The sequence below is a fragment of the Streptomyces termitum genome, from assembly GCF_014650175.1.
In the GTDB taxonomy this organism is placed as follows: domain Bacteria; phylum Actinomycetota; class Actinomycetes; order Streptomycetales; family Streptomycetaceae; genus Streptomyces; species Streptomyces termitum.
The window spans coordinates 33,063-46,414 of the sequence record NZ_BMUL01000028.1 but is presented as its reverse complement, the minus strand read 5'-3'; the positions used below and the strand labels follow the sequence as shown (position 1 = coordinate 46,414).

The 13,352-nt window shown below is 76.0% G+C and carries 11 protein-coding genes and 1 pseudogene; 8 read left to right on the top strand and 4 right to left on the bottom strand.

The features are described 5' to 3' along the window. The 3 genes and pseudogenes from IE219_RS32140 to IE219_RS30840 form a co-directional block, all read right to left on the bottom strand. Positions 1-504 (bottom strand): annotated as a pseudogene (locus IE219_RS32140) (hypothetical protein); the annotation flags it as partial. A gap of 162 nt (positions 505-666) precedes the next feature. Continuing rightward, positions 667-945 carry a hypothetical protein gene (locus tag IE219_RS30845; RefSeq protein ID WP_189983534.1) on the bottom strand — a complete coding sequence of 93 codons (279 nt, stop codon included), beginning with the start codon at positions 943-945 and terminating at the stop codon, positions 667-669. A gap of 540 nt (positions 946-1,485) precedes the next feature. Beyond that, a complete protein-coding gene (locus IE219_RS30840; RefSeq protein ID WP_189983532.1) occupies positions 1,486-1,725 on the bottom strand; it encodes a chaplin in 240 nt (79 codons plus the stop codon). A gap of 429 nt (positions 1,726-2,154) precedes the next feature. Between IE219_RS30840 and IE219_RS30835 the strand changes: the two genes are divergently transcribed. From IE219_RS30835 to IE219_RS30800, 8 genes are all read left to right on the top strand, one after another. Beyond that, a complete protein-coding gene (locus IE219_RS30835; RefSeq protein ID WP_189983530.1) occupies positions 2,155-3,291 on the top strand; it encodes a glycosyltransferase in 1,137 nt (378 codons plus the stop codon). Continuing rightward, complete coding sequence (locus tag IE219_RS30830) at positions 3,288-4,748, top strand: exopolysaccharide biosynthesis polyprenyl glycosylphosphotransferase (protein WP_189983528.1); 1,461 nt, start codon at positions 3,288-3,290, stop codon at positions 4,746-4,748. Before IE219_RS30835 ends, IE219_RS30830 begins: the two co-directional genes overlap by 4 nt. A gap of 2 nt (positions 4,749-4,750) precedes the next feature. Continuing rightward, complete coding sequence (locus tag IE219_RS30825; RefSeq protein WP_189983526.1) at positions 4,751-6,154, top strand: O-antigen ligase family protein; 1,404 nt, start codon at positions 4,751-4,753, stop codon at positions 6,152-6,154. Between the two features lie 94 nt (positions 6,155-6,248). Then, positions 6,249-8,129, top strand: a complete 1,881-nt coding sequence (gene murJ / locus IE219_RS30820) for a murein biosynthesis integral membrane protein MurJ (protein WP_373298919.1) — start codon at positions 6,249-6,251, stop codon at positions 8,127-8,129. Then, complete coding sequence (locus IE219_RS30815) at positions 8,044-8,829, top strand: polysaccharide deacetylase family protein (RefSeq protein ID WP_189983524.1); 786 nt, start codon at positions 8,044-8,046, stop codon at positions 8,827-8,829. The genes murJ and IE219_RS30815 overlap by 86 nt, the downstream gene beginning before the upstream one ends. Positions 8,830-8,834: 5 nt before the next feature. Next, a complete protein-coding gene (locus IE219_RS30810; RefSeq protein WP_189983546.1) occupies positions 8,835-9,998 on the top strand; it encodes a glycosyltransferase in 1,164 nt (387 codons plus the stop codon). A 140-nt stretch (positions 9,999-10,138) separates the two neighbouring features. Further along, positions 10,139-10,795 (top strand): YveK family protein, encoded by a 657-nt coding sequence (locus IE219_RS30805; protein ID WP_189983522.1) that lies wholly within the window; start codon positions 10,139-10,141, stop codon positions 10,793-10,795. Further along, positions 10,792-11,919: a GNAT family N-acetyltransferase gene (locus tag IE219_RS30800; RefSeq protein WP_189983520.1), complete on the top strand. Its 1,128-nt coding sequence runs from the start codon at positions 10,792-10,794 to the stop codon at positions 11,917-11,919. Before IE219_RS30805 ends, IE219_RS30800 begins: the two co-directional genes overlap by 4 nt. Positions 11,920-11,923: 4 nt before the next feature. On the opposite strand, the gene IE219_RS30795 is transcribed toward IE219_RS30800, so the two are convergent. Then, on the bottom strand, positions 11,924-13,300 hold the full coding sequence (locus IE219_RS30795; protein WP_229850238.1) for a glycoside hydrolase family 26 protein: 1,377 nt from the start codon (positions 13,298-13,300) through the stop codon (positions 11,924-11,926). Between the last annotated feature and the right edge of the window lie 52 nt (positions 13,301-13,352).

The window sequence follows — 13,352 nt, the reverse complement described above, 5'->3', positions numbered from 1 at the left end:
CGGGGGTGTGGTGACGGGCGGGGTGGTGACGGGGGGCGTGGTCACCGGCGGGGTCGTCACCGGGGGCGTGGTGACGGGGGGCGTCGTGACCGGGGGCGTGGTCACCGGGGGCGTGGTGACCGGCGGGGTGGTCGCGGGCGGGGTGGTGGGGTGGCAGCCCGGCCCCTCCTCCCCGTACTCGCAGTCGCCCGGCGGGTGGGTGGCCGGGGGCGTGGTCGCCGGCGGGGTGGTGGGCGGGTGGGTGACCGGAGGCGTGGGCTCCTCGCCGTAGCCGTCGGAGCCCTGCTCGCCCTGCGGGGCCTTCTGCCCGCAGAGGTCGGCGACGGCCGCGGCGGCGTAGCCGCTCAGGTCGGCGCAGACCTTCGGCGGGAGCGGGGCCCTGCCGGAGCCGGGATCGCCCGTGCCGGGGTGGGCGTTCGCGGCCAGGGCGAATCCGCCGGTCAGCGAGAGCATTCCGGTCGCTGCCGCCGCGATGAGTACTTTCCTGCTGATGATGGACCGCATACCGCTCTTCCTCGGGAGAAAGGGAGAGACCGGCGAGGATCCCCCCTCGCTCCGACCGGCCGTGTCCCCTCGCTGACGTTCGCGTGGGGACGGACCAGACAGTAGGAGCGGCACGCCGTGAGGCGGCGAGGCCACACGGACACCGGTCAGAAAATCATTCGATCAGCCGCCGAGCGGGTTGACCGGGAGGCCACCGATCAGCGGAAGGCCCTTGCCCGTCTTGTTCAGCTGGGTGGCGGCGTCCGTGACGCTCTTGACCGGGGAGCCGTCGGTGGTGCTGCTGAGCGCGTCCGACTTCAGCCCGTGGGCGGCGATCGTCTCCAGGCCACCGTTGAGGCTGGTCGGGGTCAGCGCCTCGGGGCTGAGGGCCATGGCGGGGGCGGCGACGCCGAGGGCCATGAGCGAACCGGCGAAGACCGCGGCGGCCTTGGTGGGCTTCATGGGGGATTCCTTCCTCTGTTCTTTCAAATCACGTTCCGCACAGGCTTCTTGGAGAATTCCCGTACGACGTTCCGTCTTCTGTAACGAGAGGTTCGCTCCCCGGAAACTCCGGGATCGAGGATTTCTCGACTACTGCACCCGATCGAAGGCGACCGGTGTGATTTCCGGATGACCGCACGCGCCCCCGCACGCGCCGGCGGCGACGGCCCCTCCGACGGTGCGGCGGGCGGGCCGGGGGCCGCGGGGCGCGGCGGAGCGGGAGAGCGCACACGCGTTCGCCTCCTCGCGCGCCGGATCGCGCCCCCTCCGCGGTGCCTGCGGATATAGCGCTCAGCGATCACGGAACTACAGAGCGCCACACCTTCGTTCGGGTGAATCAGCGGCCCGCCCCTGCCCTTCCGGGGGCGTACGCCGTTGCACCGGGCGGCGCACGGGGGTGCGTCCGAACGGGTGTCGGCCCCAGGGCCACAAGGAAAAAGCCGGTGCGCCCACCGTCGGGTGGGCGCACCGGCTTCGGAAGGACCGATCAGACGTGCGAGGTCAGGCGTTGACGCAGGTGTTGCCGAAGGCCGGGTTCAGCGCGCCGATGACGCTGACGGTGTTGCCGCAGAGGTTCACCGGGACGTGCACCGGGATCTGGACGACATTGCCGGAGCCGACGCCGGGGGACTTCACGGCGGCGCCCTCGGCGATGGAGTCGGCGGCGGCAGCACCGGCGGCACCGGCGACCGCGGCGGCGGCACCCACGGTCAGGACAACGGCCTTCGCGATACGGGACATGGAGAAGTTCTCCTCGATCGATTTCCAACGGGGACTGCCCGGACTGTTCGGCCCGGCTCCCTCAACAACGCTCCGGCTTTTCATCGGTTGCTCTCCCGAACGGGTGACGTCGATCCGATCTTTGGCCCGGAGGAGGGCCATTCGAGCGACGGCCCGAAGAAAGGCGCAACACGCTCAACGACGAACCCGCCGCACAGATACGGGAGTTAGCTTTTCCCGCCGTCTAATGCTTACTATCGCCCGGCTCCGGCGTTATAACGTTTCAGAACGTTGCTTCCGGGCCCGCCGCGCGTTCACCCTTTTCGTGCGGACGACACCTCTCCTCTCCCCCGGTCTTCACGGGTCTTCCCTTCCTTCTCTCAGCAAAGCGGAGAACCTGTATGCGGAATTCAGCGCTTCTCCCTGTGCGGCGCAGCGTACGGCGCTGACATGAGCGCCCCGATCGAGGCGGGCCCGGGGTCCGCCACCGTCCTGCACGCGGTCCAGCCCGGCGACGGCGGGGTCGCCCGGGTCGTCGCCGACCTGGTGCGGGCCCAGCGCTCCGCCGGACTGCGGCCCGTCGTCGCCTGCCCGCCCGGCACCGCCCTCGCCGCCGAACTGCGCGCCGGAGGGGCGGAGGTCCACGACTGGCGGGCCGGCCGCGACCCCGGCCCGGCGCTCGTCCGCGAGACCCGCGACCTGGCCCGGGTGGTCCGGGCCGTCCGGCCCGCCCTGGTCCACGCGCACTCGGCCAAGGCGGGGCTGTGCGCCCGGCTCGCCGTGCGCGGCCGGATCCCGACCGTCTACCAGCCGCACGCCTGGTCCTTCGAGGCCGTCACCGGCACCACCGCCGCACTCGCGCGCCGCTGGGAGCGGTTCGGGGCCCGCTGGGCGGACCGGGTCCTGTGCGTCAGCGAGGCGGAGCGGCGTACCGGCGAGGCGGCCGGGGTGCCGGCGGCCTGGTCGGTCGTCCACAACGGGGTGGACACGGCCCGCTTCGCGACCGGCGGGCCGGCCGGGAACCCGGCGCCGACCGCCGTGTGCGTGGGACGGCTGTGCCGGCAGAAGGGCCAGGACGTGCTGCTCGCCGCCTGGTCCGCCGTCCTCGCCGAGGTGCCGGCCGCCCGGCTGGTGCTGGTCGGCGACGGGCCGGACGGGGAGCGGCTGCGGGCCGCCGCCGGGCCGTCGGTGCGCTTCGCGGGCGCCGTGGGCGACACCGCGCCCTGGTACCGGGCGGCGGACGTGGTCGTCCTGCCGTCCCGCTGGGAGGGCATGGCGCTGGCGCCGCTGGAGGCGATGGCGGCGGGCCGGCCGGTCGTCGTCACCGATGTCGCCGGGGCCCGCGAGAGCCTGCCGCCCGGCCACGAAGCCACCTGCCTGGTCCCCTCCGAGGACCCGGCCGCCCTCGCCGCCGCCCTCGGCCGCCTCCTCGGCCGGCCGGAGCTGCGGCACCGTCTGGGCCGCGAGGCCCACGGACACGTCCTCAGCAGATTCGACGTGCGGCGCACCGGCGCGGCCGTCGCGGAGATCTACCGCGAACTGGCCGGAGTGCGGGGCACCGAGCACAGAGAGCCGATTGCGCAGTGACCACGGAAAGCACCAGCGTCCCCTCCTCACCCGGGCCGTGGCCGGCCGCCGGCCCGGCCTTCGGGCTCGCCTCCCTCGCCCCCCGGCGGCGGACGGCCGGCCGGCTCGTGCTGCCGCGGCACCGGGCGGCGGCCGACCGGCCGTTCCCGGGTCCCGCGGTCCTGCGGTCCGTCGACTGCCTGGCGGTGCTGGCGGGGGCCGCGCTGCTCGCCCCCGTCCACCGCGATCCCCGGCTGCTGCTGCCGGTCGCCGCGCTGCTGCTGGTCCTCGACGGGCGCGGCGGGCTGTACCGGCCGGCCGCGCACGTGCGGCTGCTCGACGAGCTGCCCGCGCTGGCCTCCCGGGCCGGGGTGGTGTGGTGCGTGGCGGCGGCGGCCGTCGCGGCCTGGTCGCCCGCGCTGGCGATGGGCCCGCTGCGGCTGGCCGGGGCGTACGGCGTGCACGTCGGCGTCGCGGCCGTGCTGCGGGCGGTGCTGCTGGCGCGCGGGCGGCGGATCGCCCGGGAGCGGCCGAGGTCGGCGCTGGTGGTGGGTCCACCGGCGGCGGCCCGCCGGTTCGCGGCGGCGGCCGGGCGGCATCCGGAGTACGGGATGCGGCCGGTGGGGATCGTGGGGCTGCCGGAGCACACGGTCGGCGAGCAGCGTCCGGTGGAGCCGGGCCCGCCGCTGCTGACGACGCCGGAGGAGGTCCACCGGGCGGTCATCCAGAACGCGGTCCGCGAGGCGGTGTTCCTGGTCGACGAGCCGGAGCTGGTGACCCTGCTCCAGCACTACGGCTGCGTGACCTGGCGGGTCGGCGGGGACCGGCGGGAGGGGCCGATGGGCGAGCACGTGTGGGGGTACGCCCGCCGTCGGCTCGTCCCGGCGGCGGCCGGGCGGCACGGGGCGCGGGCCAAGCGGGTCCTGGACGTGGCGCTGGCCGGGCCCGCGATGCTGGCGGCGCTGCCGGTGCTCGCGGTGTGCGCGCTGGCGGTGCGGCTCTCGGACGGGCCGGGGGTGCTGTTCCGGCAGGAGCGGGTGGGCCAGCACGGGCGCCACTTCACGCTGCTGAAGTTCCGGACGCTGCGGCCCTCGGACGAGACGGAGTCGGCGACCCGGTGGAACGTGGCGGGGGACCGGCGGATGAGCGCGGCCGGGAGCTTCCTGCGCAAGACCTCGCTGGACGAGCTGCCGCAGCTGTGGAACGTGCTGCGCGGGGACATGAGCCTGGTCGGGCCGCGTCCGGAGCGGCCGTACTTCGTCGCGCAGTTCAGCCGGGTCCACACCGGTTACGCGTCCCGGCACCGGATGCCGGTCGGGCTGACCGGCCTGGCGCAGGTGCACGGGCTGCGCGGGGACACCTCGATCGAGGACCGGGCCCGCTTCGACAACCACTACATCGACCACTGGTCGCTCTGGCAGGACGTCTGCATCCTCGTCCGCACGGCGGCCGGGCTGGTCCGACCGACGGGGAGCTGAGGATGGCGACGGCCGTGACGACGGTGCGGGTCCCGGCGCGGGAAGCGGCGGAGGCCCGGGGGTGGGGGCGCCGGATCGCGGCGCTGTCGCCGGTGCTCGCGGTGGTCGCGCTGCTGCTGGTGCCGGGGGGCGGCGGGGCGGAGGGCGGCACCGGCGGGACCGGGACGGTCGCCGACGCGGCCTCCGGTCTGCTGGTGGTGGTCTGTCTCGTACGGCTGCTGCGCGGCGGGCTCCGGCCGCTGACCCGGACGGCGGCGGTGGTGCTGGGACTGCCGGTGGCGGGGATCTGCCTGGCGGCGGTCACCGCGCACGATCCGGCGGCCGGTCTGCCGGGCGTGGCCCGGTACCTCCAGGTCTTCGTGCTGGTGCCGGCGGCGGTGCTGCTGATGGTGCGCGACCGGCGGGACTTCGCGGTGGTGGCGTGGGCGCTGGTGGCGTTCGCGCTGCTCCAGGGGTCGGTGGGCGTCGTCCAGTACCTGACCGGGACGGGTGCCTCGTACCAGGGGGCGGACGTCCGGGCGGTCGGCACCTTCGGCGCGACCGACGTGATGGGGATGGCGACGGTCGTCGCGTACGGGCTGGTGGTGGCGACCGGGCTGGCGCTGGGCGGTCCGGCGGGCCGGGCCCGGACGGCGGCGCTGGTGTGCGCGGTGCTGCTGGTGGTGCCGCTGGTGCTGTCCTTCAGCCGGGGCGCGTGGATCGCGACGGTGCTGGCCTGCGGGGCTCAGCTGCTGCTCGGCGGGGTCCGGCGGGCGGTGCGGGTGGCCCTTGTGGTGGGCGCGCTGGGGGTGGTGCTGGTCGGCGGTCTGGGGATCGGTTCGTCGATGGTGGAGGAGCGGGTCGCGAGCATCACCCGGGTGGCGGCGGCGCCGGACCAGTCGGTGACGGACCGGTACACGATGTGGGCGGCGGCGGGCCGGATGTGGCGGGCGGAGCCGCTGACCGGGGTGGGGCTCAAGGGCTTCCCGGCGTACCGCGACTCGAACGCCTCGGTGGCGCTCTCCTCGGGCAGCGACACCGCCGGGGCGGGCGCGGGCTTCCGGCGGCAGCCGCTGCTCTCCCCGCACAACATGTATCTGCTGGTCCTCAGCGAGCAGGGGCTGATCGGGCTGCTCGCGCTGGCGGGGAGCTGGCTGGCGCTGCTGGTGGCGGCGCTGCGGCGGCGCCGGGCGGGGGCGGGGTGCGCGCTGGTGGCGGGCGGGCTGCTGATCTGGCAGCTGGTGGACTTCTTCTACGCGGACATCGGCGGGCCCTCGACGGTGCTGATGTCGGTGGTGTTCGGGCTCGCGGCCTGGTGGGCGCTGGCCCCGGAGGACGAGGCCGCGGGTGACGGCGGGGAGGGCGTCCCGGTGGCCGCGGTGCCGGCCCCGGCGGGCCGGGGGCCGGTGGGGGTGGGCCGTGCGTGACCCGTGGGGCGGTCCGCCGGACCCCACGGACGCGTACGCCGCGCCCCCGGGGCCGGGCCGGCACGCCGGTCCGCCGGCCGACCCCTGGTCCCCGATGCCTCCGGACGCCACGGACTCGCCGTGCGCGCCGGGGGCCGGCGTGCTGCCGGGCGGGGCGCGCCGGGTCTCGCTGCGGCGGGCGGCGGCGGGTGACGTGTGGGCGGCGGCGCCGGGTCCGGCGGAGGTGCTGCCGGGCGGTTCCGGCGGGGTGGCGACGCTGACGGCTCCGGCGCCGCCGCTGCCGCCGCGCACCGGGCGGCGGGCGCACGCGCGGGCGAAGGTCCGGGGGGAGGGCCGGGGCTTCCTGGCCCGTGCCGCCGCGGTGACGGCGGGGCTGACGGCCGCCGGGGCGCTGCTGGGGCTGGTCCGAGACCAGATCCTGGCGGGGTACTTCGGGGCGGGTGCGGAGACGGACGCCTTCCTGGTGGCGTGGACGGTGCCGGAGTTCGCGTCCACGCTGCTGATCGAGGACGCGATGGCGCTGATCCTGGTGCCCGCCTTCTCGCGGGCGCTGGCCCGGCGTCCGGCGGCGCTCGCCGGGGACCCGGTGCGGGAGCTGGTGCGGGGGACCCTGCCGCGGCTGACGCTGGTGGTGGGGGTGGTGGCCGCGTTCCTGGTGGCGGCCGCGCCCGCGGTGGTGGACCTGCTGGCGCCGGGGCTGTCGGACCGGGCGCTCGCGGTGGACTGCGTACGGCTGACGGCGACCTGCGTGCTGACCTTCGCGCTGGTCGGCTACTGCTCGGCGGCGCTGCGGGCGCACCACGTCTTCCTGCCTCCGGCGACGATCTACGTGGCGTACAACGTCGGGATCATCGGCGCGATGGTGCTGCTGCGGGAGCCGTGGGGGGTGCGGTCGGCGGCCGCCGGGGTGGCGGTCGGCGGGGTGTTCATGGTGCTGGTGCAGCTTCCGGCGCTGCTGCGGGAGCTGCGGACGCGGCCGGGGCCGGTGCGGCGGCCGGAGCGCGCGGCGGCGGGGGCGGGCGGGGAGGGGCGCCTGGTGGTGGTCGGGCTGATCGCCCCGGTGGTCGCCTTCTCGCTGATCCGCCAGTCGCAGACGCTGATCGAGCGGTTCCTGGCGGCGCCGCTGCCGTCCGGCGCGATCTCGCACCTGAACTACGCGCAGAAGATCGCGCAGATGCCGATGATCCTGTCGCTGATGCTGTGCACGGTCAGTTTCCCGATGGTGGCGCGGGCGCTGGCGGCGGGTGATCCGGAGGGGGCCAGGCGGCGGGTCGAGCGGGATCTGCTGATGGCGGCGGTGGTGGTGCTGGCGGGTGCCGCGGTGGTGATCGCCACCGCCCCCCGTATCGTCGAACTGCTGTTCCAACGGGGTGAGTTCGGCCGGGCGGACACGGTCGCCACGGCCGCCGTCATGCGGGTGTACGCGCTCGGGCTGCTCGGCCAGACCATGGTCGGCGCCCTCGTCCGCTGCTACTTCTCCGCCGCCCGCCCCCTCTGGTACCCGGCCGCCGCGATGGCCGCCGGGCTCGCCGCCACCGCCGCCGCCGGAGTCCCCGGCGCGGCCGCCTGGGGCGCCGTCGGCATCGCCGCCGCCAACGCCGCCGGCATCACCCTGACCGCCGTCCTGCTGCTGCGCGGCGCCCACCGGCAGACCGTCCCGGTCCGCTCCGGCCCGCTCGGCGAGGACCTGCTGCGGCTCGCCGGGGCGGCCGCCGGGGCGACCGGTGCGGGCTGGCTCTGCTCGGTGGCGATCGGCCCCGCCGCGCTCGCCGTCGCCGTCGCGGCCCTCGCCGCCGTCGCCGTCCTGCTGCTCTTCCTGGCCTGCTCCCCCCGGGCCCCCGAGCTCCCCCTCCTCCCCCGCCTCTCCACCCGACGCCGAAGGACCGCCCATGGCCGCCCCCACCGCGCTGCACCGCCTGCTGCCGACGCCTCCCCTGTGGGTGGCGATGTACCACTCGGTCACAAACACCGCTGACGATCCGTACCGGGTGACCGTCTCCCCCGCGCGCTTCGCCCGGCAGCTGAGCTGGCTGCGCGACCGGGGGCTGCGCGGGGTGTCGGTGCGCGAGCTCCTCGCCGCGACCGCCGCCGGGCGCGCCCGGGGCCTGGTCGGCCTCAGCTTCGACGACGGCTACGCCGACTTCACGGACGCGGCGCTGCCGCTGCTGCGGCGGCACGGCTTCACCGCCACCGTGTACGTCCTGCCGGGCCGGCTCGGCGGCACCAACGCCTGGGACGCCGACGGCCCGCGCAAGCGGCTGCTCGACGCCGACGGCATCGCGGACATCGCCCGCGCCGGCATGGAGGTCGGCTCGCACGGCCTGACCCACGTGCGGCTGACCGAGGCGGGCGACGACGTCCTCGCCGAGGAGACCCGCACCTCCCGGGTCCTCCTGGAGGAGATCACCGGCGGCCCGGTGGACGGCTTCTGCTATCCGTACGGGGCGGTCGACCCGCGGACCGTGCGGGCCGTCCGCGGGGCCGGGTACGGCTACGCCTGCGGCATCGACCCCGGCCCGCTGACCGGCACCCACGCCCTGCCCCGCGCGCACATCGGGGAGAACGACACCGCGTGGAGACTCGCGGCCAAACTGGCCCTGCACCCGCTGCGCCGCCGCCGGCCCGCCGCACTCCTCCCGCTGCGCACCCGCCCGGCCTCGGCGGTGCTGCGATGAGCGGCCTGAAGGTCCTGCACGTCATCACCGGTCTCGGCATCGGCGGCGCCGAGCAGCAGCTGCGGCTGCTGCTGCGCCACCTGCCGGTCCACAGCCGGGTGGTGACCCTCACCAATCCGGGCCCGGTCGCCGACGGCATCGAGGCCGACGGGGTGCCCGTCACCGACCTCGCCATGACCGGCAACCGCGACCTGGGCGCGCTGCCCCGGCTCGCCGGGATCGTCCGCCGGGGCGGCTACGACCTGGTCCACACCCACCTCTACCGGGCCTGTGTGTACGGCCGGCTGGCGGCCCGGCTCGGCGGGGTCCGCCGGGTCATCGCCACCGAGCACTCGCTCGGCGAGTCGCAGATCGAGGGCCGCCCGCTGTCGGCGGGCACCCGCGCCCTCTACCTGGCGTCGGAGCGGCTCGGCACCTCGACCGTCGCGGTCTCGGCGAGCGTGGCCCGGCGGCTCGCCGACTGGGGCGTGGCCCCGGAGCGGATCGAGGTGGTGCCGAACGGCATCGAGACCGCCCGCTTCGCCTACGACCCGCGCGGCCGGCGCCTGGTCCGGGGCGTGCTCGGGCTGCCCGCCGACGCGTTCGTGGTCGGCGGGGTGGGCCGGCTCGCCCCCGGCAAGCGCTTCGACCGGCTCGTCCGGGCCGTCGCCGCCGTCCCGGAGGCCCGGCTGCTGCTCGTCGGCGACGGCGAGCGGCGCGAGGAGCTGCGGGCGCTGGCCCGGGAGCGCGGGGCCGCCGACCGGGTGCTGTTCTTCGGCGCCTGCGAGGACCCGCCGGTCCTCGCGCCCGGCGGCCCGACCCTGCCCGAGCTGCTCTCCGCGATGGACGTCCTCGTCTCCGCCTCGCCCGACGAGACCTTCGGCCTCGCCGTCGTCGAGGCGCTCGCCGCCGGTCTGCCGGTGCTGTACGCGGCCTGCCCGGCGATCGAGGACCTGCCGCCCGAGGAGGCGCCCGGCGCCCGCCGGTTCGACGGCTCGGCGGCCGAACTGACCCGGCTGCTACGGGCCTTCCTCGACGCCGGCCCGCCGGACCGGCTGCCGCAGCCGCCGGCCGCCCGCCGCTACGACATCGCGCACAGCGCCGACCGGCTGATGTCGCTGTACGACCGCGCGGTCCACGGCCCGCTCCCGTCCCCGCGCCCCACCCGTGACCCGTCGCCCCACCCGTAACCCACCGCCTCCCACGAACCCTCAGCCCCTCCCGTAACCCACCGCCTCCCCCGTAACCCACCGTCCCGCCCGTAACCCGCAGTCCCGCGGTCACGGAGTCCCACCGTCCCGCGCCGTTCCGTGAAACGAGAGAACCCGCCATGACCACCACCCCACCCCGCGCCACCCGCCTGCCCGCCGCCCTGCGCTCCCCCGGCCGCTGGGCGGTGCTGCCCGCCGCCGTGGTCGCCGGGGCCGCGCTCGGCGGCGGCTACGGGGCCCTGAAGACCCCGGAGTACGCGGCGACCAGCTACGTCATCGTCGTGCCCGGCGAGAAGTCCGACCCGGCGGCGGCGCTCGGCTTCGCCCAGGCGTACGGGCGGGTCGCCACCGACATCGCGGTCACCGGCGACGCCAAGGCGTGGACCGGCGTCAGCGCCGCCACCCTGCGCAAGAGCGTCCAGGCGGAGACCTCGCCGGACGCGCCGATGATCTCCCTCACGGCCCGCGCCGCGAAGCCCGCGCGGGCCGTGTCGATCGCGGACGGCGTGGCCCGCTCGCTGGTCGCCAACTCCTCGCAGGTGGCGGGCAGCACGGGCGTGAAGGTCGTGCAGTTCTCCCGTGCCACCGAGCCGGTCTCCCCGGTGTCGCCGTCGGCGCCGCTCGCCGCCCTGGTCGGCGCCTGCGCCGGCGGGCTCCTCGGCGGCCTCGCCCTGCTGGTCCGGCCGAAGCGCCCGGCCGCCCGCGCCGAGGGCCGCCACTCCCGCCCGGCCGTGCCCGCGCCCGCCGCCCACCAGCCGGAACCGGAGTCGGTGTGAGCGGGGGAAGCCTGCGGACCGAGGTCTGCCGTGACACCGAGGGCTTCGGGCGGCTGGCGTCCGAGTGGACGGCGCTGTACGGGCGCTGCGCCTCGGCCACCCCGTTCCAGTCCCACTCCTGGCTGCACTCCTGGTGGGTCTCGTACGGCCGCCCCGGCGCCCTGCGCGTGGTGCTCGTACGGGACGGCCGGGGCGCGCTGGTGGCGGCGGCGCCCCTGATGCGGGCGCGCGGGCCGCTGCCCGTGCTCACCCAGCTCGGCGGCGCCATCACCGACTTCACCGACGTCCTCCTCGACGACGGCCGCCCCGACGCGGCGGCCGCGCTCGCCTCGGCGGTGGCCCGCGCCGCGCGCGGGGCCGTGGTCGACCTGCGGGAGGTCCGGCCGGGCGCCGCCGCCGAGCGGGTCTTCGCCCACTGGCGCGGGCCGTGCCGCCGGCTGCCGGACTCGCTCTGCCTGGAACTGCCCGCCGTCCCCATGGAGGGGCTGCTCGCGCGCATCCCGTCCGGGAAGGCCCAGCGGGTGCGGGCCAAACTGCGCAAGGTCGACGCGCTGGGCATCGACGCGCGGATCGTCGCCGCCCCCGACGTGCCCGCCGCCCTCGACCGGCTCCTCGCCCTCCACCGGCTCCAGTGGCGCGGGCGCGGGGTGACCGCCGAGCACACCAGCGCGCGCTTCGCCCAGCACCTCGCCCGCGCGGTACGGCCCATGGTGGAGCGCGGCGACGCGATGGTCACCGAGTTCCGGCTCGGCGGGGACGTGGTCGCCGCCGACCTCACCCTGATGTCCCCGCGCCTCGCCGGCGGCTACCTGTACGGCGCCGATCCCGTGCTGCGGGAGCGGAAGGTGGACGTCGCGGCGATGCTGCTGCGGCACGGCGCCCGCGAGACCAGCGCGGACGGCCGGGCCACGCTGAGCATGCTGCGGGGCAGCGAACCGTACAAGCACCACTGGCGGCCGGACCCGGTCCGCAACCGGCGGCTGCTGCTGACCGGGCCCGCCACCGCCCCGCTGCTGTGGCTGCGCGCGGGCGCGGCCGACGCCCGCCGCCGGGCCGCCCGGGAGGTCCGGGAGCGCCCCTGGGCGGGCCGCCTCCTGGCCCGCCTCCCCGGCGCCCCCGGCTGACCCGTCAGAACGGCCAGCTCCCCTTCAGCGCCTCCTTCCACCCGATCTCCTTCGGCACGCACACCGACCCCCCGATCCAGCTCTCCACCCACTCCCCCAACTCGACCTTCCAACAGTCGGGTTGGGGTTCCGACCCGGGCTCCGGCTCGGGCTTCGGCTCAGGTTTCGGTTCCGGCTTCGGCTCGGGCTTCGGTTCCGGCTTGGGCTCGGGCTTCGGCTCGGGCTTGGGTTCCGGCTTCGGTTCCGGCTTGGGTTCCGGCTTCGGTTCCGGCTTCGGCTCGGGCTTGGGTTCCGGCTTGGGCTTGGGCTTGGGTTCCGGCTTGGGCTTGGGCTCGGGCTTCGGCTCGGGCTTGGGCTTGGGCTCAGGCTTCGGTTCCGGCTTCGGTTCGGGAATCGTCGGGTCCACCGGATCCACCGGATCCACCGGCGTCTCCGTCCCCTCCCCGTACAGCATCTCCCGGAACACCCGCGACGACCGCGGGTTGTCGTCGCACTGCCAGACGCCGTGCGGGCAGTAGTCGGTGATGGTGTGGTACAGCGGTTTCTGCCGGCGGATCCATTCCAGCATCCGCCGCATGTACGCGGGATTGTCGCCGTTCCGGAAGAGGCCCCATTCGGGGTACGAGATCTCCTTTCCGTGCTCGGCGGCGAAATCGACCTGCTTCTGGAGCCCGTACGGCTCCGTGACGTGCTGGTCGAAATCGGCGCCGGCCGGCTGGTCGTAGGAGTCCATGCCGATGATGTCGACGACGTCGTCGCCGGGATAGCACTCGGTCCACGGAATCGCGTCGAGGCCCCGGCTCGGATTGAAGTCGAAGCGGAACTTCTGGCCCGGCACGGAACGCATGGCGGTGACGATCCGGTTCCAGTACCGCTTCCAGGCGGTGGGGTCGGGCGCGCACCGGGAGGTGTAGGTGGTGCCGTTCATCTCCCAGCCGAGGGCGACGACCGTGTCGAGGGCCCCGGCCGCGACCAGCCGGCGGGCGAGGGTGCGGAAGTGGTGGTCGTAGTAACCGGCGGCGCCGAGCTGGAGCTGTCGGCGGACCTCCGCGTCGGGGAGGCCGGCCTCGTTCCGTTCCAGCATGGGGACGTTGAGGACGAGCATCCGGTCCCACTTGGCGGTGCGCCAGTCCGCCCAGGCGGCGAGGAAGGCGGGCCGTCCCTCGATGTTGGACCAGAGGTCGCCGGGCAGATAGGTGTGGCCGACACGCAGTTCGCGTCCGCCGAGCCAGCGTTCGAGCTGGTTGATCCGGGAGACGCCGAGGTCGCCGGAGGAGAGGAAGGCCCCCATGGCCCCGGCCGGGGAGTCCGCCGGTCCGGGCGCCTGCGCGGCGGCGGCCGGGACGGCCGCTCCCGAGACGAGGATTCCGGCGGTGACCACCCCGAGCCATCTTCTCGTTCCGGGCTTTCTTCCGAAAGATTCCACGGGCCAC

Excerpts from the sequence above, each read along its gene's own strand:
- IE219_RS30845 (WP_189983534.1), bottom strand. The coding sequence starts at position 945 with ATGAAGCCCACCAAGGCCGCCGCGGTCTTCGCCGGTTCGCTCATGGCC.
- IE219_RS30825 (WP_189983526.1), top strand. The coding sequence starts at position 4,751 with ATGGCGACGGCCGTGACGACGGTGCGGGTCCCGGCGCGGGAAGCGGCG.
- IE219_RS30815 (WP_189983524.1), top strand. The coding sequence starts at position 8,044 with ATGGCCGCCCCCACCGCGCTGCACCGCCTGCTGCCGACGCCTCCCCTG.
- IE219_RS30805 (WP_189983522.1), top strand. The coding sequence starts at position 10,139 with ATGACCACCACCCCACCCCGCGCCACCCGCCTGCCCGCCGCCCTGCGC.
- murJ (WP_373298919.1), top strand. The coding sequence starts at position 6,249 with ATGCCTCCGGACGCCACGGACTCGCCGTGCGCGCCGGGGGCCGGCGTG.
- IE219_RS30835 (WP_189983530.1), top strand. The coding sequence starts at position 2,155 with ATGAGCGCCCCGATCGAGGCGGGCCCGGGGTCCGCCACCGTCCTGCAC.
- IE219_RS30840 (WP_189983532.1), bottom strand. The coding sequence starts at position 1,725 with ATGTCCCGTATCGCGAAGGCCGTTGTCCTGACCGTGGGTGCCGCCGCC.